Origin of the sequence: Methanosarcina mazei S-6 (assembly GCF_000970205.1) — an archaeon.
GTDB lineage: Archaea > Halobacteriota > Methanosarcinia > Methanosarcinales > Methanosarcinaceae > Methanosarcina > Methanosarcina mazei.
On sequence record NZ_CP009512.1, the window covers coordinates 40922 to 66299 of the forward strand.

The following is a 25378-nucleotide window of genomic DNA, read 5'->3' on the forward strand; positions in this document are numbered from 1 at the left end:
ATAAACCGAACAAATCCTCAAACCAGAAATCGATAAGATTTCTCCATATTAATCTCACAAATCATCAAGTGCACCCGGAAAGTAAATTTTCGGGGAAGGATGGATAGCCTGCGCGGAACCGCAGGCACATGAAGTCGTGTATAGGTGCTGTATATTGAACGCTAACTGGACCTGGTTAGGTATATAGGAATTATGCTATCAGGTGGATGGCTCGGCTCAAGAGCTGATGAAGGACGTGCCAAGCTGCGATAAGCCCGGGGTAGGTGCATGGATCCAATGAACCCGGGATCTCCGAATGGGACCTCTCCATAGTGATCAGTCATGATCGGGAACGCTCCGAATTGAAACATCTCAGTAGGAGCTGGAAAAGAAATCAAACGAGATGCCGTAAGTAACGGCGAGTGAAACCGGCACAGTTCAAACCGAATCCCTTCGGGGAAATGTGGTGTTGTAGGGCTGTTCAAAAGTCTCGCGGCAAAACCAAACTTGCCTGGAACGGCAGACCATAGAGTGTGACAGTCACGTAGGTGTAAGCCAGAAGACAGGAACATGTCCCTGAGTACCGTGCGTCGGATATCGTGCGGGAATCCGGGGGGCACCAACCTCCAAAACTAAATACTCCTTGAGACCGATAGCGAAATAGTAGGGTGACCGAACGCTGAAAAGTACCCCGAGAAGGGAGGTGCAAAGTGCCTGAAACCTGATAGTGATGGAACGATACGGCATGAAAGGATCTTTGATATGAAGGAACCACTCGCGAGAGTGTTGTACGAATATCACTGCCAGTGTCGTATCTTACGTTTTGAAGAACGGGCCAGGGAGTGTATCTTGATGGCAATGGCTAACCTTTTAATTGGGCAGCCGAAGCGAAAGCAACATGTGCGCAACCCTTACGGGTGAGGCACGACGTATACAAGTGCGTGGAGTCATCGGGGTACGACCCGAAGCCGGGTGATCTAGGCGTGGGCAGGTTGAAGCGTGGCGAAAGCTACGTGGAGGACCGCAAGCGGTATTGATCTGCAAATCATTCGTGTGACCTGCGTCTCGTAGTGAAATGCTAATCTAACCCGGCATCCGCTGGTTCCTTCCGAAACATGTCGCAGCATGACCTGACTGGAGATTGTCGGTGGAGTAGAGCACTGATTGGCGGTTCCGGGGGGGAAACCCCTCGCCCGCTTGTCAAACTCCAAACCCACTGTCATCAAAGATAGTCGGAGTCCGGACTGCTGGGGTAAGCTTGTAGTCCGTAAGGGAGACAACCCAGCCCGTGGTTAAGGTCCCCAAGTGTCGACTAAGTGTAAACACTAAAGGGCGTCCCAAGCCCAAGACAGCTGGAAGGTTAGCTTAGAAGCAGCTACCCTTCAAAGAGTGCGTAACAGCTCACCAGTCGAGGTTTGGGGCCCCGAAAATTGACGGGGCTCAAGTCGACCACCGATACCACGGAGTACCGCAAGGTAATCTCGTAGGAAGGCGTTGTGTTCGGGCTGAAGCAGGGCTGTGAAGTCCTGTGGACCGTTCACAAACGAAAATCCTGGTAATAGTAGCAGCATAGCAGGGTGAGAATCCCTGCCGCCGAAGGGGCCAGGTTTCCTCGGCAATGTTCGTCAGCCGAGGGTTAGTCGGTCCTAAGACGTACCGTAATTCGAGTACGCCAAAAGGGAAACAGGTTAATATTCCTGTACCATTTAGCACTGAGTCTGACGTCTCAGGGCAGGCCGAGCGGCGTCGTCGCGCCGTCTAAGCAGCGAAACCCGTGGAGAGCCGTAATGGCGAGAATCGGGCGAATCTGTAATGGCTCAAGTCGGCTGCACCCAGGGACCCGTGAAAAGGCAGCTAAATGTCCGTACCGAGAACTGACACAGGTGCCCCTAGCTGAAAAGGCTAAGGCGTGTCGGAGTACTTCAGTTAAGGGAATTCGGCAAATTAGCTCCGTAACTTCGGGATAAGGAGTGCCTGCTGTGAAGACAGCAGGTCGCAGTGACCAGGGGGCTCTAACTGTCTAATACCAACATAGGAGATTGCAAACCCGTAAGGGCTAGTACAATCTCTGAATCCTGCTCAGTGCAGGTACCTGAAACCCCGGTTCAACGGGAAGAAGGGCCTGTAAACAGCGGGGGTAACTATGACCCTCTTAAGGTAGCGTAGTACCTTGTCGCTTAATTGGCGACTTGCATGAATGGATCAATGAGAGCCCTACTGTCCCTAACTGGAATCCGGTGAAGCTTACATTCTAGTGCACAGTCTAGAGACCTCTAGGGGGAAGTGAAGACCCCGTGGAGCTTTACTGCAGCCTGTCGCTGGGTTGTGGTTCTGGATGTACAGAGTAGGTAGGAGGCGTCGAAGCGTGTGCGCCAGCATGCGTGGAGCCACAATTGGGACACTACCCTTCTGGGACTACGACCCTAACTCTGCGAAGAGGACCCCGATAGGTGGGCAGTTTGCCTGGGGCGGGACGCCCTTGAAAAGATATCAAGGGCGCGCAATGGTTGACTCAAGTGGGTCGGAAACTCACTGAAGAGTGCAAGAGCATAAGTCAGCCTGACGTTATTCAGCACAGCAGTGGATGACGAGACGAAAGTCGGTTCTAGCGAACTTTTGAGCCTCCTTGGTGGGGGCCAAAAATGACAGAAAAGTTACCCCGGGGATAATTGAGTCGTTGCCGGCAAGAGTACATATCGACCCGGCAGCTTGCTACCTCGATGTCGGTTCTTTCCATCCTGGCCGTGCAGCATCGGCCAAGGGTGAGGTTGTTCGCCTATTAAAGGAGATCGTGAGCTGGGTTTAGACCGTCGTGAGACAGGTCGGTTACTATCTACTAGAGGTGCACAAGGTCTGCGGGTAAGCTGCTTTTAGTACGAGAGGAACCAAGCAGCGGCGCCACTGGTGTACCGGTTGTCTGACAAGGCATCGCCGGGCAGCTACGCGCTAAGGAATAAGAGCTGAATGCATCTAAGCTCGAAATCTGACCTAAAAAGAGACCTTTTTAAGGATTCCGGTAGAAGACCGGTTTGATAGAAACGGGATGTAAGCACCAAGGCAACGAGGTGTTCAGTCCGCGTTCACTAACTATCCGTTCCTTTCCCTAATTCAGGTCCAGGCGAAATTCAGTATGCAGCACTAACACGACTTTCATATTCCCCTATCCTTTTTATAGGTTGAGTTTGGCGGCCATAGCGGCAGGGCAACTCCTGTACCCATCCCGAACACAGAAGATAAGCCTGCCCGCGTTCCTTACTGTACTGAAGTGTGCGAGCCTTCGGGAACTCTGGATCGCTGCCAAGCTCACCTTATAATACTTTAATTTTAAAACCGATTTTTGAAATTGTTTTTTCTGGTATTGTTTTTTGAATGACTCTTTGAATATTGTATTTCTTATGTGGTATTCCGATATTGTTTTCTATGATTTTTAATTTTATTTTGTTTTCTATGATTTTTAATTCTATTTTCCTGCAATTTTGTTTATCTCTTCACATTTTTTGCTTGATCGTAGTCGAAATTCTCACAAAAATAAATTCTAAAAAAGGGCGTTTTACAAATTTTCTCTGCAGGAATTTATTCGATAAATATTCTCTGGGGTACTGGGGTTTTGATCTTTTCTAAAACTCTTTTGCAGGTACCCTCAAGATCTCTAAAAAAAGTAAATTAAAAAAGGTAAATTCTACAGTTCATCTTTATTCGTAAATCTGTTGCGCCAGATAGTTCTGGATACCAATGTGACTTATCTGGTCGAGCTGGGCCTCAATCCAGTCGATATGCTCTGTTTCTTCTTTAAGGATAGACTCGAGAAGTGATTTTGTGTCATTATCTCCTATCTCAGACGCCAGACGGATACTTTCATTATAACCCTTTATAGCTCCTTCTTCGGCCCTGCGGTCGTTTTCATGCATCTCAGGCACAAAGGACCCGATGGTTATTTCGTTCAGGTTGCTGACTATGGGCCTTCCTTCGAGGAAAAGGATGCGTTCGATAAGTTTCTCGGCATGCTTCATTTCAGTAATGGCTCGCTTCTCCACTACCTCTCCCAGTCGCTTGTAATTCCAGTCTTCACACATTTCAGCATGTACAAAATACTGATTGATAGCAGTCAATTCCTCCGCTAAACGAGCATTTAGATGCTCAATCATCTTTTCATTTCCTTTCATGCATAAACCCCCTGTGCAAAAGAGATTATAGTTTGCACAATTTATAATTTATCTATTATACTTTTTAGATACTCACCTGGTACCTGAGAGCGATGTCAATCATATATCTACTTAAATATCCATTTAATTATAAAAATCGCCTAAAATTGTTAAATATCATGAAGTCTCTTATTTTTGTGGAGGATTACATATGAGTGATACTGACAGCAGGGATATATTTGACTTTAAGCTTGAAAAGTGGGTTTTAGGTGCGGATGAATGTGCTTTTGCGAACCTGAGCGCTATAGGGAAGGACAAGCCTCTAAGTCAATATTTGATGGAGTCGATCGAAAACTGGGTAAATAAAGAAGAGGTATTTTTAACGGACAAATTCATTTCCGAAATGTGCGACTTTATAAAAAGTCAGGATGAAGACCTTTACGACCGTTTAATGAAGAAATGTGCTTTAAAAGGAATAAGTGTGGGTGAAGGTATATTTGAAGCACTGAATTTATTGACCTGTGGGGCAGTAAGTGAACAGCAATGTAGAGAGATTAGAGATAACTCATGTGATGAGTAACCTGGTCAGTCTCTCTAAATGTGCTTCTGTGAAGAATTTTACTAAATTTTATTATATCTTTTTTTGCGGTCTAATATTCTTTTTGTCTGAGATCCTGTTTATCTAAAAGCAGATTTCTTTTTGACTCATGTTTAAATATGACTCATGCATATTTTTTATCGGGATATTCTATGGATTATATCGAAACATGGAAAGAGGTCATTCAAAGACCTTCTAATTTTTACCGAAAAATGCCAGTGACCGGAGGATACGCTGAGCCGCTTACTTTTGCAGCAATCAGTTATCTCATATACGGGCTTTTGAGTGCACTTTTCAACCGCGAAATGATCGGAGATATGTATGGATATGGAATAGGTTCCGGCGGTCCCGGTCTTTTTAATTCGCTCATTATCGCGATTACGTTTCCCATTACGGGTATTATTTCTGTACTCGTAGGGGCTGCAATACTTTACATAATTTATAAAGTGCTTGGTGGCAAAGGGAGCTATGAAGGTACTGTAAGGTTCATATGCTATGCGACTGCTGTGATGCTGCTTTCCTGGATCCCTTTTATCGGCTGGGTTTTCGGATTTTACGGACTATATCTTTATATTCTCGGCGGAATGATTGTACATGATGTCAGTATGGTGAAATCGGCGATAGCTGTACTCTTGCCTCTAGTCCTGATCATCTTACTGGCCGTGGCTGTAGCAGTATTTGTTCTATCCAGTACTTTTTCAACTCTTGTTTAAGCATATATCATCCGGGTGTCTCTTTTTAAGAGATAACCCAAAAATTTTTTTACTTATTTCTTAAAATTTTTTATTATTCACCTTTTCAAGCTAAATATTTATATATAAGAAATTACTTTAATTGCATCTACACGATTAAGACGTGTTCAAAAATGCCAAGATGGCGGAGCGGCTACGCAATCGCCTGCAGAGCGATACCATTCCGGTTCGAATCCGGATCTTGGCTTTTCTCTTCTAATAAACAACTCAACCTAAAAGTATATATTCAATAAAGTGCTTTAAACGAATCCACTTTGTGCCAAGGTGGCGGAGCGGCTACGCAATCGCCTGCAGAGCGATACCATTCCGGTTCGAATCCGGACCTTGGCTTTTTAAACACTTTATCTTTATCTTTTTCTTTCTCATTTAAAATTTGTTTCTTTTGTCTTTTCCTGGATTTTCTCTAAATCTTTTTATCTTTAGTTGAGCTTTCTCTGGAAAATTTTTTTCTTTTTTAGCTGAGAAAACAATCACCTTTTTAATCTGGTATTTTTTATATCAAAAGAATACTAATTCTGGGCATGGACACTGACGAACTCATGCGGAGACTTTTCGAACTTTATCCCGATGGCTGCACTGTAGATGTACGGGAGCCTTTTTTTGCATTGATTTCCACTGTCATGTCACACAGAACCCGTGACGATGTGACCTACCCTGCAGCAAAGAAGCTTTTTGAAAGGTTTTCAACCCCTGAGGAAATGGTCGAAGCTAACGTTGAGGATATTGAAGAGCTCATAAGAGACGTTGGTTTTTATCGGGTCAAGGCAGGAAGGATAAAGGAAATATCCCGGATTTTACTGGAAGATTATAACGGCAAGGTCCCGGATGATATGGAGACTCTCCTTAAACTCCCTGGAGTCGGCAGAAAAACAGCTAATTGTGTACTTGCGCATGCATTCCTTAAAGAAGATGCTCTTGCCGTTGATACCCACGTCCACAGGATTTCTAACCGGCTAGGGCGGGTAGTAACAAAAAATCCCGAGGAAACGGAAATGGAATTAAAAAAGCTCCTGCCGCAAAAATACTGGAGACATGTAAATATTTTGCTTGTAAAATTCGGGCAAAATGTCTGCCGGCCCATATCTCCCAGGTGCGGGATTTGCATCCTGAATGATATCTGCCCTAAAATTCTCCTTTGATCAGGATTTCAATCCTCCTTTGATCAGGATTCCTTTACTATTTTTTCTGTGAAACTAATCTGTATAATCGAATTCATGAGGCATTGTGCATGGATAGAAAACTATTATGGGGATACGAGATTATTTATATAAAGCTGGCATTAAGCTGGCAAAAGGGTTATGCTTATCCCTTAATTCGATGACAGATTCATTTCAGGTGCACAAACATCATTCTTTACATTGTACTCTCAAAATTCAATACTCTGCACAGTGTATATCATCAGTAATCTGCATCTCACATTTACCATTTCGCGAGGTTAAACATGTTTCAGATAGGAGAAGCATTAATGGGGCAGGGCTCAGAACTTGCCCACGTTGATTTGATGATAGGAGACAAGGGAGGTCCAGTAGGGCAGGCTTTTGCAAACGGCCTTACCCAGCTTTCAGCCGGGCACACCCCTCTCCTTTCAGTTATCAGGCCAAATCTGCCGCCCAAGCCTTCAACCCTTATTATCCCGAAGGTCACTGTAAAAAACATGGACCAGGCAGCTAGGATTTTCGGACCTGCCCAGTCAGCTGTTGCAAAAGCAGTAGCAGACTCCGTGGAAGAAGGCGTGATCCCGAAGGACCAGGTTGAAGACCTTGTTATTGTGGCAAGCGTTTTTATCCACCCTGAAGCCCAGGACTACAATAAAATCTACAGGTACAACTACGGAGCCACAAAACTCGCAATAAAGAGGGCACTTGAAGGCTTCCCTGACATCGACACTGTACTTGAGGAAAGCAACAAGTCCACACATGCTATCATGGGATTCAAAGTTACAAGGCTCTGGGACCCACCATATCTGCAGATTGCCTTTGACAACCCGAACCTTGAGTTCGTGCTCTCGGCTATCTCGGAAATCCCGAAGAGCGACCACGTAATCATCGAAGCAGGCACGCCACTTATCAAGCGCTACGGCACAGATGTTATTTCCAAGATCAGGCAGGTAAGACCGGATGCATTCATCGTTGCTGACTTGAAGACTCTGGACACCGGAAACCTTGAAGCCAGAATGGTTGCAGACGCCGCAGGTGACGCTATTGTAGTTTCAGCCCTTGCTCCTATCAGCACCATTGATAAACTTATTGAGGAAGCCCACAAGACCGGAATCTACGCGGTTATGGACACCCTTAATCAGCAGGATCCGATTTCTGTCTTAAAGCAGCTCAAAGTCATGCCAGATGTCATTGAGCTTCACCGTGGAATCGATATTGAAGGCACAGAACACGCCTGGGGCAATATTGGAGAAATCAAAAAGATCGCTCCAAAGGCTCTGGTTGCAGTTGCAGGTGGAGTCCGCCTCGACAAGGTTCCTGTAGCCCTCAGCCAGGGTGCTGATATCCTTGTGGTCGGACGTGCAATCACCAATGCAAAAGACGTCAGGGAAATGGCTGAACAGTTTATCAACAGCCTTAATAAGCCAGAGATTGACCAGTTCAGAGTCATGACAGACTTCTGAAAGCGTGTATTTTCACGCTTTTTCTTTTCTTTTTTCAGGAGGGGATTTTTTTGGGTTCACCATTCATTTTACTGAACTATAAGACTTATATACAGGGCACAGGCAAGGGCGCAGTTGATATTGCAAAAGCCTGCAAAACCGTATCCGAAGAGTCAGGTATCGAGATTGCAGTAGCTCCTCAGCTTCCGGATATTTACAGGGTAGCTTCCGAAGTTGAACTTTCGGTTTTTTCCCAGCACATGGACGGCATAGGAGCAGGAAGTTTTACAGGTCATGTTTTCGGAAAATGTATAAAAGAAGCAGGAGCTTTCGGGACTCTTATCAACCACTCTGAAAGGCGTCTGACCCTTGCGGAAATCGAAGCTTCGTTGAAAGCTGCAAAAGAGTTCGGGCTCAGGGCAATTATATGCACCAACAACGTCCCCACAACTGCAGCAGCTGCAGCGCTTGTTCCTGATTACGTAGCAATCGAGCCACCTGAGCTTATAGGTAGCGGAATTCCTGTCTCAAAAGCCGACCCTGAAGTTGTCAGTGGTTCTGTTGAAGCGGTTTCAAAGATCAATCCTGATGTAAAAGTGCTTTGTGGAGCCGGAATTTCAAAAGGTGAAGACCTGAGGGCAGCCCTTGACCTTGGCTCGCAGGGAGTACTACTCGCATCCGGTATAGTGAAAGCTTCAGATCCTAAAGCTGCACTTGAAGACCTTATTCGGCTTGTTTAAGTCTTTACTTTGTTGAATTTCAGGTTGAGCTTTAGATTCGTCTTTATTTGATGAGAGTTCTGTTATTTTCTCATCTTTTTTTCTGTTTTCTTATCTCCAGTATCAAGCAGAAGAACCGGCTTTTTTCTTTTTTATTTCTGGTTTTAAGTAATTCTTTTTTATTCATCTTTATTCTGATATTTGTATTAGTAATCTATTCTTTGTTAATAATAGTGAATATTTTATATGTTTGTGTAATATCGTATTACAAATATTGAATTATTTATGTTAACATTTTTTCACTCTATACTTGATCATTAATTAGACTGGTTATAAAATCGCTTTCATGGAGTAATTTGATGGAAACTAAGGAAATAATCAGAAACTACTGGGACCACCGCAGCGAGATCTACAGCACTGGCATTGTGGAGTACTCTGAAGAGGAAAGGATTGCCTGGAAAAATATGCTTGCTTCAAAGCTGGGCGGGAGAAAACGCCTTGAGATACTTGACGTGGGCACAGGACCTGGCCAGCTTGCTCTGATGTTTGCAGAGATGGGACATCATTTAACTGCTGTCGATCTGTCTGCCAGCATGCTTGAAAAAGCCAGGAAAAATGCCTTACAGAGATCTCTTGATATTAATTTTATTCAGGGGGACGCAGAAAATTTGCAGCTTCCTGACGCACATTTCGATGTTGTGTCCAGCAAATTCCTCCTCTGGACACTTCCTGACCCGAAAAAGGCTCTCCTGGAATGGAAGAGAGTGTTGAAGAAAGACGGCATGATAATTGCTATTGATGGGGACTGGTACAGCTCCGGGATATTCCTGAAATCGATCCGTACAGTTTCCGGACTCATCCGGTCTGTAAAGGAAAGAAATCGTCACGACCCTTTTAAGAATAAATACCAGCTGATTAAAAATGATCTCCCTCTTTATAGCTTAAAACCCGGTAGGGTATTCGGTTTATTGAATGATGCCGGGTTTGAGGAGATTAACATTGAACGTATGGATTCTCTTTGCCTTTCTGCCAGGAAACACGGAAGCCTGCTGGATAAGCTCGATTATTCCCATCCGATTTATTTCATAAGGGCTGTTAAAAAGTGATCGCGGTTTCTGAACCTTAAGAAATCCACAGATAAATAATACGATTATAATACTCTAACATATATGAATAATAAAACTCTAACAATATGAATAAAAAATAGTGCGGCTTTTTCAGCCGCTTTTCAGATTTCCTAAGGATTTTTTAGTTACTTATATGCTTCAATAAGAGGTTCAACCGCTCTTGGATCCCCTATTTCAATAAGGATCAGGGCAGTTTCATCCTTAATTTTCTGGTCTTCTGTTTTCAGGTTTTCTATCAGGGGTTCAACTGCCGTTTCTCCCATGTTGATAAGGGCTTCTCTGGCACTCACTCCAAAGTCTTTATCTCCTATTTTTTTTATAAAAAACTCTGCAGCTTCCTGGTTTTCAGTTTTACCAAGAGCAATAAGGGCTCCGTTTCTGACGTTCATATTCATGTTCTGGTTTTCATAAGTCTTTTTAAGGACATTTACAGCTTCAGGGCTTCCTATGTTCCCGAGAGCTATGGTTGCGGCTACCCTTACATCAGGTATTTCTCCCTCGTCGTTTATTACGCCAATTAATGTTTGTGTAGACTCAGTGCCCCCTATTCCTCCAAGAGCAAGGACAGTGCTTTTTCGGACATCCACACCTGTATTCAGGCTATCTTTTCTTCTCCCTTCAGAATCCTTGCCGCTTTCCAGAATATTTTTCAGAGGTTCTACTGCTGTTTCATCCCCCATTTTACCAAGTACAAGGGCTGAATTACTCCTTACCGAAGCTCTGGTATCTCTCAGTCTTTCTATCAGATAAGGCACTGCCTCTTCTGCCTCCAATTTCCCAAGAGCTATTGCAGTGCTGCTCCTGATGTAATCCTTCCCGTTATTTTTCAATTCGTTCATCAGGGTGTTTACAGCTCTTTCATCTCCCATTTCTCCAAGTGCCATAACTGCACTGTGTCCGGCCAGAGGGTAATCCTGAGCAAGCATCTTCAGTAAAGGATCTGTTGCGGCTTTTTCCTTTTTTTGTCCAAGAGCCATCGCAGCTGAAACTCTCACGTATCCTTTTTCGCTTTTAAGAGCTTGAAGAAGTATTTCAGTTTCGTTTTCAGATTCAAATTCAAAATTTGAGAGTACAAAGGAGGTATATAGAGTGGAATTCTGTTCTTCTGCCTTGAGGGCTTCTTCAAGAAGGTCTGTATCATTTCCGTATTCACTGGTCATAGACCTTGCAAGGCTCTCTCTCATGGCTTTATCTTTTGCTTGTATAGCCAGCATAATATCTTCCGGGACTTCTCCTTTACTCTGTACCCCGTCTGCTACAGCCGCATTTGAAGCTTCTTCTTTTCCAAGGTATTCAGAAATAATATTCTCCGCTCTTTTATCTCCTGTTTCAAGAAGTGCAAGAAGCATGTAACTCTTTATTTCTCCCCCCAGACTCGGGTTTTCGGCTTCCATTTTCTCAATGATAGCGCTGGCAGCTGGCTCTCCGAGGTTCCCAAGTTCAGTCGCGGCGTTTAGCCTGGCTTCACTTCCATTGCCAGTTTCCAGTCTGTTCATAAGGCTTATAACCTGATTTTCTCCCGAAACTCCAGCCATTGCTGTAGTATTTACTTCGTTTCCCATACTTTCCGTAAACTTATCACTACTTAATAAAAGTGAAAAAAATATGGAAAGAGTGATAAGTGCAAATAAAAGAGAAATTTTCCATTTGACCTGGGACATTATAATTTCTATCTATTAATTGTTTATATGTATTTCTCTGTTTATTAAGCCCGGCAGAGAGAAAAACCTTTTCATTAACTGAATTTCAGGTTTTTCTCTCTTATACGGCATCCGAGACCGCAAAGAAGGGCTGTCACCTCAGTTTCAACAGAATCTGCGTCACAATCCCCAAATATACTTATTCTGTAAGTTACTCCCAATTTTTCGGCTGTACTTCCTTTTTTTTCTAGCAACGTCCCATTAACCCCTTTATAAATGTCACTGATTTTACAGTCTGCAAGATGTTTATTTGTACTCACCGCCCTGAGGACTACTTCAGGATCGGCTCCTTCAGGGATCACGACTGAAATATCCCTTACCGAATGCTCCAGGTTTTCTTTTCTCCATTCCCTTAGTTCAGCTTCCGAAAGGGGGCGAAGGTTTTCAAGCTTTAGTGTTATAAATCTGTTTTTTATATTGGGAGCAGTACCTTTTGAGACAAGTTTCATAAGAACTATCTCGTTCGGTCTAACTTTTTCCAGTCTGCCCACGTGGATATTTCCGGAATAAATATGAGAAAAACCACAGACTTTTCCTGTAGAATTCAGGATAGTTTCATATTCGATTATCCTGGAGTTGATCAGTTTGTCCGACCTGCGCAGGGCATGAGATGTGTCATCATATTTACGGGCAGCTGCTTTCATCTTTCTTACAAAGCCTTCCTCATCGTGTGCCTTCACAAGGCTGGAAAGCTCCTCACACTCTTTTATAAATGCTTCATGCACCTCAGGAACTCCAGGGTTTTCCATCTGAATCAGGGCATAGAGATAGGGATTCTGTCCCAGGATCCTGCCCACAAAGTCGAGCATTATACTGTAAACCGGGCTTACGAATTTTCTGGACTTTTTGACGTCAAAATCAAGCCTGTCAATGGTTGTGCCTATAGCAATATAAGCAAAATGAGTAAGCCCCTGCACTACTGAGACCAGCCTGTCGTGTTCCTCTGCAGTTGTGATCTCAACGTGCGCGCCGCTTTCCTCAAAAAGCTGTCTGATTACCGGAAACCATTTTTCCGAATACCCTTTTACCGGAACAAGGATTACTGTTTGCCCCCTTATTGTGGGAATTGTCGGACCAAACATGGGGTGCGTCCCAAGAATTTCAACATCTTTGGGCGCAAACTTTCTCATCGCTTCAACAGGTCCTACCTTTATTGAGGTAAAATCCATAAGAATGCTTCCAGCTTTCATTTTTGGGGCGATTTCTGCGATGGTTTCTTCTGTTGCATTGATCGGGACGGAAACTATCACTATGTCACTTTCAGGGATAACTGCCTCAAGGTCTAAAGCAAAAGGTACGTCCAGTTTTTTCGCGACTTCTATCTTGCCGCCTTTTCCCCAGACAGTAACCTCATAGCCTCTTTCTTTGAAAAAACGTGTGAACCACTGCCCCATCTCTCCGGTCCCGCCAAGGATCAGAACCTTCGTTTTTCCAGCATCGTAGTCCGTATTCAAGCTTGCAGAGCCTCCAGTACGGTCTTTTTCATAAGCTCCAGCGGAGGCTCAACCCCTGTCCAGAGCCTGAAAGCTTCTGCTCCCTGATAGACGAGCATTAAAACCCCGCTTATCGTTTTTGCTCCTGATGTCCTGGCTTCCCTTAAAAGCCTTGTCTCAAGTGGGTTATATACGATATCAAAAACTGTAAGGCCGCTGTGAAGCTCTTCTGCTGTTACAATAGTTGCGTCCGTGTTCGGGTGCATTCCGAGAGTTGTGGTATTTATCAGGACATCGGCATCCCTTAACAGTTCTTTTAATCCTGAAAGCCCGGTACCTCTGATTTTTCCCGGAAGGTCTGCAGCCGAGATTTCTCTTGCAAGTCCTACTGCCCTTTCTTCTGTCCTGTTTATTACTGTGATATCTGCACCGTCGGCTGCAAGCTGAAAAGCAACTGCCCTTGCTGCTCCTCCTGCTCCTGCGACCACCATTCTGGACCCCCTAATTTCCACTCCAGTGTCCAGAAGCGCCTGCTTTGCCCCAGGCCCGTCAGTGTTATATCCCTGGATATCTCCCTTTTTCCCGAATACCAGAGTATTCACTGCTCCAATTCTCTTTGCAAGGGGGTCAGGCTTGACGAAGTCAAGTTTTAAAGCCTTTTCTTTCAAGGGAACTGTAAGGTTAATCCCTCCAAATCCCATAGCTTCAGCTCCAAGGATCGCTTTTTCCAGCTTTTCTGGAGTGACCCTGAAAGCGTGATAGATACAGTCCATGCCAAGTGCTGAAAAAGCTGCATTATGCATGGCTGGGGAAAGGGAATGACCTACAGGGTCTCCAAATACACCAAAAACCTGCTTCATTTTAGCATTTCCATTATTTTTTTTACTTCATCTACCGGAAGCTGGCCAGGAGCTGCAGACGCATTACTTTCTATAGAAGCATATGTAAGGACTGAACCATAAAAAGGGGCAACAACTCTTGTATGCTTTCCTTGACTGCCCATTGCAATTGTGCACACGGATTTTCCTGCATCTTTAAAGTCCAGAGTAACTCTCAGCAGGTTAAGGGTATCTCCCACTGACAGGGGCATAACTGCAAGTTTGGCAATATCTGCACCTGCAAGAAACATTTCTTCAATAATTGTCCTCATGTTCTGGAGGGGAGGGGTTTTCAAAAAGTCATGGGAAGAGACGATTACAGCTGTTTCCCGGTCCTTAGCCGCTTTAATAACCCTGTTTCTTTCTTTCATGCCGGCAGAAAGTTCGATATCAATCGCATCCGGGCCATCTTTTAAAGAAAGAAGATTTATAAGAAGTCCTGTTCTATCTTCTTCTTTTCCATCCCACTTTCCTCCTTCCGCTCCCGAACGGCTGGTAACAATTATGGGAATCCCGGTTTCGGCTTTTATTTCCCTGATCACCTCTGCGGCTCTCTCAGGGGTCCTTATCCCAAGCAGGTCCAGCCGGATTTCAAGGATATCAGCTCCTTTTTCGGCTGCCTTCTTTGAATTTTCAAGGGGTTTCTCAAGAATGACTGCAACAACTGCAGTTTTCTTTTCAAGGTCAAACGAGCCTATTTGAGTCATGCTTTCTCCGAACCGGGAGTAGAAATCTGCTGCTATCGACTTTACAGAGTCTTTCCTGCTTTATTTCTCTATAATCGTCTCTTCGATTTTTTTGCCGAAATGCCTGGCTCCTTCTTCGAGGCGTACCAGAACCTCATCACCTTTTTTGAGCTTTGCAACCGAGATAGGGGTTCCGCCCTTTCCTACAAGCTTGATGGTTTCGGCATTTTGCAGGATTGCGGTTAAAGTCCGGTCTCCGGCTTTTGCTTCAATTAGCATAAGTGGGCGGCTTTCTATCTTTATCCTGCCAACTATTCCTTCCCTCTGCTTCCCTCTTGAGTCTATGATAGTAACGCTGTCTCCAGCCTGGAGTTCTGAAAGATAGCGGGTTTTGTCTCCAATTTTTATATAAGAATGAACTGCACCTGCATTTACCCTGAATGGGCGGGCTGCCACGTAAGGACTGTCGTCAGACTCCGAATTTACCAGGAACATCCCGCTTGCCTGTGAACCTATAAGCATTCCTTCTCCGCGCTGCATGAGGTTGCAGGTATCCACACAGACCCTGTCCCCCATTCCAAGAGGTTCTACCCTGGTTACAACTGCGGATTCAAGTTCTGTGCTTTCGCTTTCAAGTTCTCTTGCAGCTTTAATTGTGTCTTTTATTTCCTGCGGGTTTCCGCTGTCAAGGAGGACTCCATCAGCTCCTGTTTCAAGAGTCTGGAAGGCGAGCCTTGCTTCCTCGGCACTTTTTACTCCAAAAATAATCTTTACTTTCTCACGCTGGAGGTCAGCAATCAGGTTTTCGAGAGGGATAACTTTCCAGTCAGTGCCGGTAACAAGCAGGTAATCGCAGATTTTTCCCATTTCTGCTGCGAAGCGTTCGTAGCTTCTGTCCTTTATGACCACATATCCGCCTACGGTTACGCCTTTGTCGGTGAGCAGGGTTGCTGCGTTTACATCAAAAGAACCCGGAATTTCCTGAGGCAGGGGTTTTGTTCCGTCACCTTCTCCTCTCTTTCCCACGACCACGATGTCGGCTCCTGACTTATTGTCGCGGGCAAAGGCTGCAACTGTAATGTTTCCGAGTTCCCTGACTTTTTCTACATCTCCCGGATTTACAAGTACACAGTCGGCTCCGGATTCCAGGCCTGTTGTGATCCTCTCTTTCTGTTCTTCCCATCCGCCTTCATCGGCTTTTATCCAGACGCTTTTCTTTTTCAAAGGCTTTCAACCCCGTTCATAAATTCTGTTTTTATTCCGGATTTATTCCGGTACATTCTCCGAAACCCTGCTTGGGAATCCTTCATTCTGTGTCTTTTTCACAGCGGGCCTTTTTTATTCAATATTTTTATTCAATATTTTTATTTTAGCTGCTCCAGAGCTTCTTCTACAGGCCTTCTGTGGTGAACGATTTCGCAGATAGCCCTGGTCAGCCTGACAGGGTCCCCGTGCTGGAAGACATTTCTTCCTATTGCAGCTCCTCTTGCTCCGGCTTCCATTGCCCCGTCAATCATTTCAAGAAGTTCCATGTCGGTAGAGGTCTTCGGCCCGCCTGCAATTACCACAGGCACAGGACAGCCCCTCACAACATCCCTGAAACTGTCAGGGTCTCCGGTGTATACGGTTTTCACAACATCAGCCCCGAGTTCGGCTCCAATTCTTGCAGCGTGTGCCACATTTACCGGGTCATGTGGGTTTGTGATCTTTTTGCCTCTCGGGTACATCATGGCAAGAAGAGGCATACCCCATTCCGTACAGTCCCTTGAGATTTTCCCGAGCATTTCAAGCTGGTCGGCTTCTGTATCAGATCCCACGTTGATATGCATGGAAACTGCATCAGCTCCCATCTTAATTACTTCTTCAACGGTACAGACCTGCACTTTGGCATTGGGGTCCGGGCTCAGGACAGAAGAGGCACTGATATGCACAACAAGCCCGATATCGTGGCCGTATCCTCTATGTCCGTACCTGACCATGCCCTTCTGCATGAGAACTGCATTTGCTCCTCCTTCGGCAACCCTATTAACTGTATCGGTAATATTAATAAGCCCTTCAATAGGTCCGTCAGAGATTCCATGGTCCAGCGGAATAATTACCATGTTTCTGCTCTCACGATTCATCAGCCTTTCTATACGGATCTTTTTGCCAATTTCAGACATCGTCATTCCCCTATTCTAAACTGATTAACTTTATCTGTTTATTTTTTCCTGATTTTCTAACCTTTACTCTTTTCTAGCGTGCTAGTGTGTGACATACTAGCACAGAACTTATATTTAAACTTATTCAAGCCCCTTTTAAATCCGGTTTTAATTATTCTGAATTCTAATGAAGTTATTGAGCTAATTTGTACATCTATGTACTATAATGTCCAGTTCTTAAAGTTTTCTCTTATTTAACAATCTTTTATAGCAGGTTATTATTCCTGTTTCAAATTCTCAGTTAACTTTCCTGAAACCTTTTCCTTCTGGTGCAATTATATAAGTCTAAGAAAATGAGGGCTGGAGAACAGGAAAGCTCTGAATCAAATCCTGGAAGATACAAGAATTAAAATAGGATAAGATGGGCTAATAGGATAAGCTCAGAGCGTAAGAACATTTTATATTTGTAAACAGGAACGGAAGGAACTATGAGAGAACTAAAAATCCTTGTTGTGAACAACTACGGGCAGTTTTGCCACCTTATTCACAGGACTGTCCGGGACCTTGACATGGATACAAAAATCATTCCTAATGTAACCCCCATAGAAGAGATTCTGGCAGAAGAGCCTGACGGGCTGATCCTGAGTGGTGGCCCCGAAATGGAAAGGGCAGGCCTTTGCTTTGACTATGTGAGGGAAATAGATGTCCCTATACTTGGAATCTGCCTGGGGCACCAGGCAATTGCTCTCGCTTACGGAGGGCATGTTCATGCAGGCAAAAAAGGAGGCTATGCCGAAATTGAAGTAGAGGTTCTCGAAGAAGACGACATACTCAGAGGACTTGGCCCGAAAACAACTGTATGGGCCTCGCATGCTGATGAGGTAGCCATTCTTCCTGACGGATTTATCCATCTTGCCCGCTCGGATGTCTGCGAGATTGAAGCCATGCGCCATCCCACAAAACCGATTTACGGCGTTCAATGGCACCCTGAGGTTTCCCACACAAAGAAGGGAGAAGAGCTGCTCATGAATTTCTTTGAAGTTTGTGATCTGTATTAATCCGGTCATTGATCATTATTGTCGGCTCTTCGCTGTTTCGGGTAGGTAACTTGTATTTAGTCCCTAAAATGTTGAAGTTGCATTAAATATAGTAGGACTTACGCATTTGAGGTACAAAATCATGTGCAAGAGGCGTCTGAATGAAATACGCATCTTAGAGAATTAGTGGTTTTAAGTCATCGAGTTTTCATTTCAACTGCGTAAGCCCTATAACGTTTTATCTTTAAATACTTTTATAAAAATTATATTCCCGGAGGTTTTACTCTCGATATCGGCTCCATATGTTATAAACAAACTTTTGCATGTCATTAAATTTAGTTTTGAATTATTAAGGCCCAGACTATGAGTTAGTATCAGCAAATAGTAGTCGCCATTGTCCTTGCAGTCTATTGTATCAAACATGTGTGATGTTCGGAAGACAATCATTAGTCCATTTACAACTTCTTCTAGACTGCATTCGTTAAGAGGCTTCTGGAGAAGAATCTGTATTTCATATTCTATGGGTTTATTTTTGGTCACATACTCCTTAAATCGTTCATGGTTTACAGTTTCCATTAGTATTTTTAAAGCCTCTTTTTGGACACAACAAACCGAACCTATTGATTCACACATCAGCCAATATTTTTGCTTGACAGTTAATTCTGAGTATTGTTCTGTATTGTTTTCTAGACATTCCAATGCTATTTCCAAGGCTTTTCGTTGTGTTTCAAATTTTTCTGCATGTATTTTTAATAATTTCCAATGTTTATCTGAAATGGTCGTGGCAATACGATGTCTTTTCAAAATTGCACCTCCCGGTTCTACTTCTCTTATATGACTCATTAATTTTATAATGTATATGCTGAACATACGATACGCAGACAACTTATTTTTACATGTGTATATTTAATTAATTTGTCAACACAAAAAAATTATTGTGAGATTTCTACAGTTGATGTAAAAAAACTCTTCTCTAAAAAGTCAACATTACATCTTGTGAAAACTCAAAAGCGCTTGACAAAACCAGTTATTATTTTAATGGTGATGAAACAGCCAAACACTTGGTTATTTGATCAACATATGGAGGTATATGATGAAAATATCTCAAGATGTAGAAGCTATAATTCATGAGAACATTTCGAGTAGTAAGGCTCCTAAATTTAATCATACGGCAGCTTCCATCGGTGCGGACGAGGATCTGCAAGTAGTATGCCTTGGAACTGATGGATTACCTTACCTTTTCTGGCAGGGAGGGGTCAAAAAAAGTCAATGGCATTATGAAGGAAAGTTGCTTCATGATAAAATCGAAGGTATCAAGTTTACTAGTGTGGCAGCTTCCATTGGTGCGGACAAGGATCTGCAAGTAGTATGCCTTGGAACTGATGGATTACCTTACCTTTTCTGGCAGGGAGGGGTCAAAAAAAGTCAATGGCATTATGAAGGAAAGTTGCTTCATGATAAAATAAAGGTGTAAAGTTTACTAGTTTGACAGTTTCAATTGGTGCAGACTGGGATTTCAATTAGTATGCTTTGGAACTGACGGATTAACTTGTATTATCGCGAAAGACGATGCAGGTTAGTATTTTCAAAATGGACCGACACCAGTTCCAATTTGCTGTATAAACGAATGACGATTTTTATTCGTTTATAATTTTTTCCTTTAATAGTCCACAAGAAAAGTCTTCATTCATCGGTTTTGGATTCTATTCTTATAATATGTTCTAAAAATTTTAGTATTGAAAAATAACACTAAAAAAGAACTCGGGGATTATTACATCCCCATTTTCTTCTTCATCATTTTCTGGATATTGAATTTTCCGCCTCTGAAGCCTTTCAAAGCCGTCTGCATGGTTTTATGATATTTTAGAAGTTCCCTGACATCTTCAGGACTGCAGCCAGAGCCTCTTGATATTCTTTTGATCCGTGATCCGCCTATTAGCTTGGGGTCAGCCATTTCATCTTCTGTCATCGAGTCCATAATGACCTTGTAATTCTTCATTTTGTCACTGGTAGCCTGGAACATCTCATCTGATAATTTCACGCCTCCCAGTCCTCCCATGCCCATAGGGAGCATTGACATAATCTGCTTGAGAGGGCCCATTTTATTCATTGCTTCAAGCTGCTTGTACATATCTTTCAATGTGAAGCGCCCCTGCATAAGGGCTTCGACATTGACGTCTTCTTCGCTCAGGCTTTCCTCTGCCTTTTCCATCAGGCTCTTGAGGTCCCCCATTCCAAGAAGTCTTGAGATGAACCTGTCAGCCTCGAACTTTTCAAAGTCTTCCGGAGTTTCCCCTACTCCTATAAAGGCAATCGGAGCTTTTGTTTCAGATACTGCTGAAAGCGCTCCACCACCTTTTGCTGTTCCGTCCAGTTTTGTGATGATAACGCCCGTGATCCCTACCGAATCATTGAAAGCATGAGCCTGCTGGCTTGCCTGTTGCCCTATACCCGCGTCGAGAACCATGAACTTGTGGTCAGGTTTTGCAACGGCATGGATCCTCTCCATTTCTTCGATAAGGTCGGCTTCGAGGGCGTGCCTGCCTGCTGTGTCCACTATTTTTATATCGTATTTTTCGAGTGCTTTAAGCCCATGTATGGTAATCTCTACAGCATCGGGGTTTCCTTCCTCTCCGTAAAAACCCACATTGAGCTTTTCAGAGAGAGTCTTGAGCTGGTGGTAAGCTCCTGGCCGGAAGGTATCTGCGGCAACAACACCTGCTTTGAGCCCCTTTCTCTGGAAATAGCGTGCCAGTTTTGCAGCACTTGTGGTCTTTCCGCTTCCCTGAAGTCCCACCATCATGATTGTCTGGGGCTTGAGCTGGATATCGGCTCCTTTCCCGATGATTTCCATCAGTTCCTGATACACAATGCGGATCACATGCTCCCTCGGGTTCATACCCGCAGGAGGGTCTTCTTTCATTGCACGCTCTTTGATTCTCTGCGACATCCCCATGACAAGTTTTACGTTAACGTCAGCCTGGAGCAGAGCGCGCTGAATATCCTTTACTACTTCATTGACCGTGCGCTCATCAATTCTCCCTGCGCCGATCAGCTTTTTGAGTGCTCCCTGTAAGGAGTCTCCGAGTTTTTCCATTACCATATGAGAATCGTCCTGCTAAATTTTGAGGATGGATAAAAGGATAGATTAAATTTAATATCTTGAGTTTAACTTATTCGTCTGCGTACAAAGTTGTTTTCCGGTTTTATTTTTTACCTTATAAGAAGGTGATTTTTTTTGCATTTATTTTACTCTGTATAAGAGGCGATCTTTGTTTAATAAGCCTTTTAGTTTTTGATACTTAAAAGGTGTGAAGGTGATGTCTGAGATAATAATAGAATGTGTATGATAGAATGTGTAAAACGAATTTGAATATCAGGCAGATTAAATGCTCCGAATATAAATAACCGCTCGGATATAAAAAATCAAAGTATGAAAAAAACCTGAGGATGCATAAAATTTCAGGTAAGAAAAACGGAAAAATAATTCATGAAAAATTACTCTTAATAGCGGGGGATGGATTCGAACCATCGGTCTACGGGTTATGAGCCCGTCGGGATCTCCTGGCTACCCCACCCCGCTACGGGGTTTGCTGATTATTTTACAAAAGGATTATTATCATGAAGAGATGCGAAACTTTCCTTATAGCGGGGGATGGATTCGAACCATCGGTCTACGGGTTATGAGCCCGTCGGGATCTCCTGGCTACCCCACCCCGCTACGGGGCTTTATACTTCAGGCATTATGCCCGAGACAGCTATCAGAACATACTAACGATTACTTATATACTTTTCGCTCACCTGTAATCTTGCAGGAAAATCCGGATGACGGTCATGTCCGATTTAAAAACTTCGCCAAACTCCTCTATTTTACCCGTCTTTATTTCAGGTTTCATTTCTAATAGCTGTTTTTCAGGCTTTTTCGGGAAAGATATTTGAAAGCTGAAGTCCCACGTTATATTATGACCAGATGTTTGTTTTGCGGGGCTTATTGTGAAGTAAAATGCGGTGTCTACTGTGAAAGCTATTCAGGAAACACGGAAGAAAAAGAACATACGGAAGACGCAAACATACTTGGGTGTACCCAGATAGGCACCTCGTATATCTGCGACAGCTGCCTCAAAGATCTTAAAGAAGCTCTCGGGCTCTTATAAAGCTCTTGAAGCCGATGCGGTCCTTAAGAGAAATATTTCATGCCTCTATGAGGAGAAAGTAAAAAGAATCAGAGGCATGAAAAATGAGATTACTGCTCAGAAAACATCAACATTAAGTATAAATCTGTCTTCGGTTCCTGTTTCATTTTCCCAGGGCCTTTTATATACCGCTGTTACTTGCTGGGCGCCCTCGGAATCCGCTTTAATTTCCCACTCACGGACTCCTCCAGCACCAACAAGAGGTGGAGTATCCTCCTGAGAGTCTGGGGAATAAAATGTTCCATTGATATCAGTGAGATTAAGTCCCTGGCTCAGGTTTAATTCCCACAAATAGCCTGTAGACGGGTTATCCTTAAGTCTAAGATAGAAACTCTCGCCCTATTCGATATTTATATTTGTCCCATTACCAGCTTCTGTTACTACCTGCTGTCCCGGTGGCATAGAGTCCGGCGTCTCCTTAAGGATATTATCGACAGTAAGTTCAAAAGATCCGGTCACTCCATTTACATTTACAGTATAATTTCCGGCTCTGAGACCCTGGACTTCCAGGGGGATCGTTTCCCTGAAGCTCTCTATAGCCTGGGTGCAGATTGCATCTTTTGGACGCTTTGTCGTGATATTGATATTGAAGGTCTCTCCTTCCCTTTCGGTCTTTATTTCGTCAATCCTGGTGCATCCATCAGGCAGATAGCCTTCTGCTATTACATTTATCTGCACTGGAAAAGATTCCATAATCAGAATATCAATACTCTCCACATTTGCCATACCGTAAGTGTATTCTATTTCAGTGGTGTTATTCTGCTCGTCCTCGACGTTTTCAACACAGCCGGAAAGAGCAACTATAAAGAATGTAAACAGGACTGCTGTCAATCTTACAGTTTTGACATGCCTGATACTTTTTATGTACTTTCCATCTATTCTTCCTTTCATCTGTCTCCCTCTTCTTTTAATATATAGATGAAAAAATAAGCCTGTTCCAATTTATCTTTTGCTTAAACTTCAGTTCTGTTCGTAGCTTTCATTTTTTAATCCGGAATTCTTAAGCAGAAGCATTTAAAAAATGAAAAAGTAAAAAACCGGTTTTTAAATTTCCGGTTTCAATATCAGGGTTTTTAATGGAAGGATAAAGTGTATCAGGGGAATAATTCCGGTAATCTTTATTTCTTATTTTCAGGATCCATCCTTTAATTCCTGAGCCTGGTTTTTATAATGGAGAATAAGCTCTTCCGCCCATTTCAGAGAGGCAGGCTCGAAAGCCACGATACTTTCCTGATCATAGGCTCCTTTCCATGTGAGAAAATCTGCCATCATAAAATGCTCGGTTTTTGTAAGCATAGCTATTTTCAGTTCATCAGTGCAAACAAAAAGCTGTCTGTTTTTCCTGGCAATATAAAGTTTCAGCTCTTCCCCAAAGTCTTTTTTTAACCTTTCATAAATTCTTTCTGTCACTATGAGTGTAATTTCAATATCTTCACCTTCGATTCTTAGAAATATTTCCGGGAATGCCGGATGAAATATTGAAGATAAAGACAATATTCTTTTTGATTTCTCTATGTTTTTCAGAAATACCGGGGAAGTCTCGAAAATTTTGTCAGGATCGGGTTTTACAAGAGAATATGGTTTTAATTCATTAAGTCTCTCAAGGAATTCAGGAGATAGATCACTGAGATCACGTTCCTGCCAGAAATTTTTATGCTCTTCAATGACCTCAAGAGTGTTAAGCAGAGGCTTCATTTTTTCTACCAGAATTTCTGCCAGATGGGTAAGTCTGTATTCTTTATCATCCTGAATAATAAGAAATTCTTCCTTTAGCTTTTTAATCTGCGGAAGCATTCCTGTAGGGGTGACATTAAGAGTATCTACTATTTCTTCTATTGTCTTCCCTCCATCTCTGAGAAGTATTAAAAGGTCCTTTCTTTTCTGAGACATGAAGAGCAGGTCTATTAACATTCTATCCATTGTTTTCACTTTCCAGACTTTACCTCTGCAGAAATGCTCTTTGCCTCTGCAGAATTGTTATTTTTGACTTTTCCTGCTTGCCGGTAATCTTCCAGAACTTGAACTTACTGCCCAAGAAACCATAATATCTAAAAAATCATTAATATAATGCTTAGTTTTAAACGTTTTTTGGAATAATATTTTAACTGCTTTTGAAATAATATTTTAACTGCATTCGAATATATCAACAAAGTTTCAGGTCTTTATGCATGTAAGGTTTTCAATCCACTTTAAAATATTTCTTTTCAATTCTTTCCCAAACTATTTTTTGACAAGATAAGAAAACTTAAAGCCTATGGGCTAAATTATATAATCTCGAAGGTGGTGCCTGGGCATGCGTGCCCCCCAAACAGCATAATTTCCTGTCAATACCGGGTTTCGGATCCGGGAGGGTTTTATATAGAATCGTTTAGATGCGTGCTTACAAATTGGGATTATATTTACAATCTGTGCCGAAACATTTCAAGAGAAGTCAAAAGTTCCGGTTACGAGCCGGATGTTATTATTGCACTGGCCAGAGGAGGCTGGTTTGCAGGACGCGTGCTATGTGATTTTCTGGGACTTGATGACCTGTCCAGTCTTAAGGTCGAGCACTATATAGGGGCTGTAGCTATTGACACCGGTGAACCGTATATACGGTATCCTCTTTCTGATAATGTAATTAAAGGTAAAAAAGTGCTTATTGTAGATGATATTGTGGATACCGGGGAAAGTATGATCAGCGCTAAAACTTATGTGGAAAGCAGAAATCCCAGCGAGGTACGGACTGCTTCCTTGCAGTACCTGGGAAGCTCAAAAATAGATCCTGATTATGTAGGAGAACGTCTTGAAGATTGGGCATGGATTGTTTATCCCTGGAATTTTATGGAAGACATGATAAGCATTCTGACAAAAAACATGAGAAAAGAACCAGAAAAGCACTGGAGTTTAGAAGATATTAAACATAGCCTTTACATAAATCATGCCCTTGACCCTGTGGTTTTTGAAATTACTCAACCTGGCAGGCTTCAGGAAGTTCTGGAAGAAATGGATCGAATCCATAGAACTACTTCCAATGTTATTAATAGGAAAAAGTACTGGAGACTTTTATAAAATAGATTTTTATGTCATGTTCTCGATAATTGTTTTTGATGTAAATTTTGATGTAAATAATCTGCATCGGGTAAGGTAAATAATGAGTAAATAAGAGTAAATAAGAGTAAAAACTTCGGGTTAAAGCAGGTCTTTTGAATTTGCTAAATAAAAAAACTGTAAATACAAATATACATATTTATTAAAGGTATTATTTAAGACAACATTTGAGAAGTATAACATAAGCGTTTATTTCGTGTAAATAAATCCATACTTAACAGGGTACCGTTCAAATTATTAATTTAAGGTATATATGCAATTAAGATGCATTAGAGCTGTATACTACAGCATTTACGTTTGTATT

General features: G+C 42.8%; 21 protein-coding genes, 4 tRNA genes, 2 rRNA genes and 1 pseudogene. 14 read left to right on the forward strand and 14 right to left on the reverse strand.

All coding sequences use genetic code 11. The features are described from left to right. Window positions 1-178: 178 nt before the first annotated feature. Window positions 179-3085, forward strand: a 23S ribosomal RNA gene (locus tag MSMAS_RS00170). A gap of 75 nt (window positions 3086-3160) precedes the next feature. Then, window positions 3161-3282 (forward strand): 5S ribosomal RNA (gene rrf, locus MSMAS_RS00175). 389 nt (window positions 3283-3671) lie between these two features. On the opposite strand, the gene bfr is transcribed toward rrf, so the two are convergent. Continuing rightward, window positions 3672-4142: a bacterioferritin gene (gene bfr / locus MSMAS_RS00180; protein ID WP_011033230.1), complete on the reverse strand. Its 471-nt coding sequence runs from the start codon at window positions 4140-4142 to the stop codon at window positions 3672-3674. Between the two features lie 190 nt (window positions 4143-4332). Between bfr and MSMAS_RS00185 the strand changes: the two genes are divergently transcribed. The 8 genes from MSMAS_RS00185 to MSMAS_RS00220 all read left to right on the forward strand — a co-directional run bounded on the left by MSMAS_RS00185 (window position 4333) and on the right by MSMAS_RS00220 (window position 9895). Then, complete coding sequence (locus MSMAS_RS00185) at window positions 4333-4701, forward strand: hypothetical protein (RefSeq protein ID WP_011033229.1); 369 nt, start codon at window positions 4333-4335, stop codon at window positions 4699-4701. Window positions 4702-4871: 170 nt separating this feature from the next. Continuing rightward, window positions 4872-5432: a YIP1 family protein gene (locus MSMAS_RS00190; protein ID WP_011033228.1), complete on the forward strand. Its 561-nt coding sequence runs from the start codon at window positions 4872-4874 to the stop codon at window positions 5430-5432. 154 nt (window positions 5433-5586) lie between these two features. Beyond that, window positions 5587-5658 (forward strand) — tRNA-Cys (locus MSMAS_RS00195). Between the two features lie 71 nt (window positions 5659-5729). Beyond that, a tRNA-Cys gene (locus MSMAS_RS00200) sits at window positions 5730-5801 on the forward strand. A gap of 191 nt (window positions 5802-5992) precedes the next feature. Then, window positions 5993-6610 (forward strand): endonuclease III domain-containing protein, encoded by a 618-nt coding sequence (locus tag MSMAS_RS00205; protein ID WP_011033227.1) that lies wholly within the window; start codon window positions 5993-5995, stop codon window positions 6608-6610. A gap of 302 nt (window positions 6611-6912) precedes the next feature. Further along, the gene (locus tag MSMAS_RS00210; RefSeq protein WP_011033226.1) at window positions 6913-8091 is read left to right on the forward strand and encodes a bifunctional 5,6,7,8-tetrahydromethanopterin hydro-lyase/3-hexulose-6-phosphate synthase; all 1179 of its coding nucleotides are present in this window, start codon (window positions 6913-6915) and stop codon (window positions 8089-8091) included. Between the two features lie 50 nt (window positions 8092-8141). Continuing rightward, window positions 8142-8810: a triose-phosphate isomerase gene (tpiA, locus tag MSMAS_RS00215; protein ID WP_011033225.1), complete on the forward strand. Its 669-nt coding sequence runs from the start codon at window positions 8142-8144 to the stop codon at window positions 8808-8810. 338 nt (window positions 8811-9148) lie between these two features. Next, window positions 9149-9895, forward strand: coding sequence for a class I SAM-dependent methyltransferase (locus MSMAS_RS00220; RefSeq protein ID WP_015411706.1), 747 nt, complete (start codon window positions 9149-9151; stop codon window positions 9893-9895). Between the two features lie 146 nt (window positions 9896-10041). Here the strand turns inward: MSMAS_RS00220 and MSMAS_RS00225 are convergent, their stop codons facing one another. The 6 genes from MSMAS_RS00225 to MSMAS_RS00250 form a co-directional block, all read right to left on the reverse strand. Next, window positions 10042-11577: a HEAT repeat domain-containing protein gene (locus MSMAS_RS00225; RefSeq protein WP_011033223.1), complete on the reverse strand. Its 1536-nt coding sequence runs from the start codon at window positions 11575-11577 to the stop codon at window positions 10042-10044. Between the two features lie 74 nt (window positions 11578-11651). Further along, complete coding sequence (locus MSMAS_RS00230) at window positions 11652-13070, reverse strand: prephenate dehydrogenase (RefSeq protein ID WP_011033222.1); 1419 nt, start codon at window positions 13068-13070, stop codon at window positions 11652-11654. Then, a complete protein-coding gene (locus tag MSMAS_RS00235; RefSeq protein WP_011033221.1) occupies window positions 13067-13909 on the reverse strand; it encodes a shikimate dehydrogenase in 843 nt (280 codons plus the stop codon). Before MSMAS_RS00235 ends, MSMAS_RS00230 begins: the two co-directional genes overlap by 4 nt. Beyond that, window positions 13906-14634 (reverse strand): type I 3-dehydroquinate dehydratase, encoded by a 729-nt coding sequence (gene aroD, locus MSMAS_RS00240; RefSeq protein ID WP_011033220.1) that lies wholly within the window; start codon window positions 14632-14634, stop codon window positions 13906-13908. The genes MSMAS_RS00235 and aroD overlap by 4 nt, the downstream gene beginning before the upstream one ends. 60 nt (window positions 14635-14694) lie before the next feature. Beyond that, window positions 14695-15837, reverse strand: coding sequence for a 3-dehydroquinate synthase II (locus MSMAS_RS00245; RefSeq protein WP_011033219.1), 1143 nt, complete (start codon window positions 15835-15837; stop codon window positions 14695-14697). A gap of 140 nt (window positions 15838-15977) precedes the next feature. After that, window positions 15978-16775 carry a 2-amino-3,7-dideoxy-D-threo-hept-6-ulosonate synthase gene (locus tag MSMAS_RS00250; protein WP_015411702.1) on the reverse strand — a complete coding sequence of 266 codons (798 nt, stop codon included), beginning with the start codon at window positions 16773-16775 and terminating at the stop codon, window positions 15978-15980. A 467-nt stretch (window positions 16776-17242) separates the two neighbouring features. On the opposite strand from MSMAS_RS00250, the gene MSMAS_RS00255 reads away from it, so the two are divergent. Beyond that, on the forward strand, window positions 17243-17812 hold the full coding sequence (locus MSMAS_RS00255) for a GMP synthase subunit A (RefSeq protein ID WP_011033217.1): 570 nt from the start codon (window positions 17243-17245) through the stop codon (window positions 17810-17812). A gap of 207 nt (window positions 17813-18019) precedes the next feature. Here MSMAS_RS00255 and MSMAS_RS00260 read toward each other — a convergent pair whose 3' ends face one another. Then, window positions 18020-18595, reverse strand: a complete 576-nt coding sequence (locus tag MSMAS_RS00260; RefSeq protein WP_011033216.1) for a hypothetical protein — start codon at window positions 18593-18595, stop codon at window positions 18020-18022. 289 nt (window positions 18596-18884) lie between these two features. Between MSMAS_RS00260 and MSMAS_RS00265 the strand changes: the two genes are divergently transcribed. Beyond that, window positions 18885-19265, forward strand: a complete 381-nt coding sequence (locus MSMAS_RS00265; RefSeq protein ID WP_011033215.1) for a hypothetical protein — start codon at window positions 18885-18887, stop codon at window positions 19263-19265. Between the two features lie 297 nt (window positions 19266-19562). Here the strand turns inward: MSMAS_RS00265 and MSMAS_RS00270 are convergent, their stop codons facing one another. The 3 genes from MSMAS_RS00270 to MSMAS_RS00280 form a co-directional block, all read right to left on the reverse strand. Continuing rightward, on the reverse strand, window positions 19563-20894 hold the full coding sequence (locus tag MSMAS_RS00270; protein WP_011033214.1) for a signal recognition particle protein Srp54: 1332 nt from the start codon (window positions 20892-20894) through the stop codon (window positions 19563-19565). 405 nt (window positions 20895-21299) lie between these two features. Beyond that, a tRNA-Met gene (locus MSMAS_RS00275) sits at window positions 21300-21374 on the reverse strand. 63 nt (window positions 21375-21437) lie between these two features. Next, window positions 21438-21512, reverse strand: a tRNA-Met gene (locus MSMAS_RS00280). A 241-nt stretch (window positions 21513-21753) separates the two neighbouring features. Between MSMAS_RS00280 and MSMAS_RS00285 the strand changes: the two genes are divergently transcribed. Then, a complete protein-coding gene (locus MSMAS_RS00285) occupies window positions 21754-21945 on the forward strand; it encodes a hypothetical protein (RefSeq protein WP_011033213.1) in 192 nt (63 codons plus the stop codon). Window positions 21946-22041: 96 nt separating this feature from the next. Here MSMAS_RS00285 and MSMAS_RS19330 read toward each other — a convergent pair. The 3 genes and pseudogenes from MSMAS_RS19330 to MSMAS_RS00295 form a co-directional block, all read right to left on the reverse strand. Beyond that, window positions 22042-22311 (reverse strand): annotated as a pseudogene (locus MSMAS_RS19330) (protease inhibitor I42 family protein); the annotation flags it as partial. Between the two features lie 12 nt (window positions 22312-22323). Further along, a complete protein-coding gene (locus tag MSMAS_RS00290; RefSeq protein WP_050035329.1) occupies window positions 22324-22875 on the reverse strand; it encodes a hypothetical protein in 552 nt (183 codons plus the stop codon). A gap of 240 nt (window positions 22876-23115) precedes the next feature. After that, the gene (locus MSMAS_RS00295) at window positions 23116-23874 is read right to left on the reverse strand and encodes a helix-turn-helix transcriptional regulator (protein ID WP_230633315.1); all 759 of its coding nucleotides are present in this window, start codon (window positions 23872-23874) and stop codon (window positions 23116-23118) included. A 486-nt stretch (window positions 23875-24360) separates the two neighbouring features. On the opposite strand from MSMAS_RS00295, the gene MSMAS_RS00300 reads away from it, so the two are divergent. Then, window positions 24361-25035, forward strand: coding sequence for a phosphoribosyltransferase (locus MSMAS_RS00300; RefSeq protein ID WP_015411698.1), 675 nt, complete (start codon window positions 24361-24363; stop codon window positions 25033-25035). Window positions 25036-25378: the final 343 nt, after the last annotated feature.

Coding starts and splice junctions, on each gene's coding strand:
- bfr (WP_011033230.1), bottom strand. CDS start 4,142: ATGAAAGGAAATGAAAAGATGATTGAGCATCTAAATGCTCGTTTAGCG.
- MSMAS_RS00185 (WP_011033229.1), top strand. CDS start 4,333: ATGAGTGATACTGACAGCAGGGATATATTTGACTTTAAGCTTGAAAAG.
- MSMAS_RS00190 (WP_011033228.1), top strand. CDS start 4,872: ATGGATTATATCGAAACATGGAAAGAGGTCATTCAAAGACCTTCTAAT.
- MSMAS_RS00205 (WP_011033227.1), top strand. CDS start 5,993: ATGGACACTGACGAACTCATGCGGAGACTTTTCGAACTTTATCCCGAT.
- MSMAS_RS00210 (WP_011033226.1), top strand. CDS start 6,913: ATGTTTCAGATAGGAGAAGCATTAATGGGGCAGGGCTCAGAACTTGCC.
- MSMAS_RS00220 (WP_015411706.1), top strand. CDS start 9,149: ATGGAAACTAAGGAAATAATCAGAAACTACTGGGACCACCGCAGCGAG.
- MSMAS_RS00225 (WP_011033223.1), bottom strand. CDS start 11,577: ATGTCCCAGGTCAAATGGAAAATTTCTCTTTTATTTGCACTTATCACT.
- MSMAS_RS00235 (WP_011033221.1), bottom strand. CDS start 13,909: ATGAAGCAGGTTTTTGGTGTATTTGGAGACCCTGTAGGTCATTCCCTT.
- aroD (WP_011033220.1), bottom strand. CDS start 14,634: ATGACTCAAATAGGCTCGTTTGACCTTGAAAAGAAAACTGCAGTTGTT.
- MSMAS_RS00250 (WP_015411702.1), bottom strand. CDS start 16,775: ATGTCTGAAATTGGCAAAAAGATCCGTATAGAAAGGCTGATGAATCGT.
- MSMAS_RS00255 (WP_011033217.1), top strand. CDS start 17,243: ATGAGAGAACTAAAAATCCTTGTTGTGAACAACTACGGGCAGTTTTGC.
- MSMAS_RS00265 (WP_011033215.1), top strand. CDS start 18,885: ATGAAAATATCTCAAGATGTAGAAGCTATAATTCATGAGAACATTTCG.
- MSMAS_RS00270 (WP_011033214.1), bottom strand. CDS start 20,894: ATGGTAATGGAAAAACTCGGAGACTCCTTACAGGGAGCACTCAAAAAG.
- MSMAS_RS00285 (WP_011033213.1), top strand. CDS start 21,754: ATGACCAGATGTTTGTTTTGCGGGGCTTATTGTGAAGTAAAATGCGGT.
- MSMAS_RS00290 (WP_050035329.1), bottom strand. CDS start 22,875: ATGAAAGGAAGAATAGATGGAAAGTACATAAAAAGTATCAGGCATGTC.
- MSMAS_RS00295 (WP_230633315.1), bottom strand. CDS start 23,874: ATGTCTCAGAAAAGAAAGGACCTTTTAATACTTCTCAGAGATGGAGGG.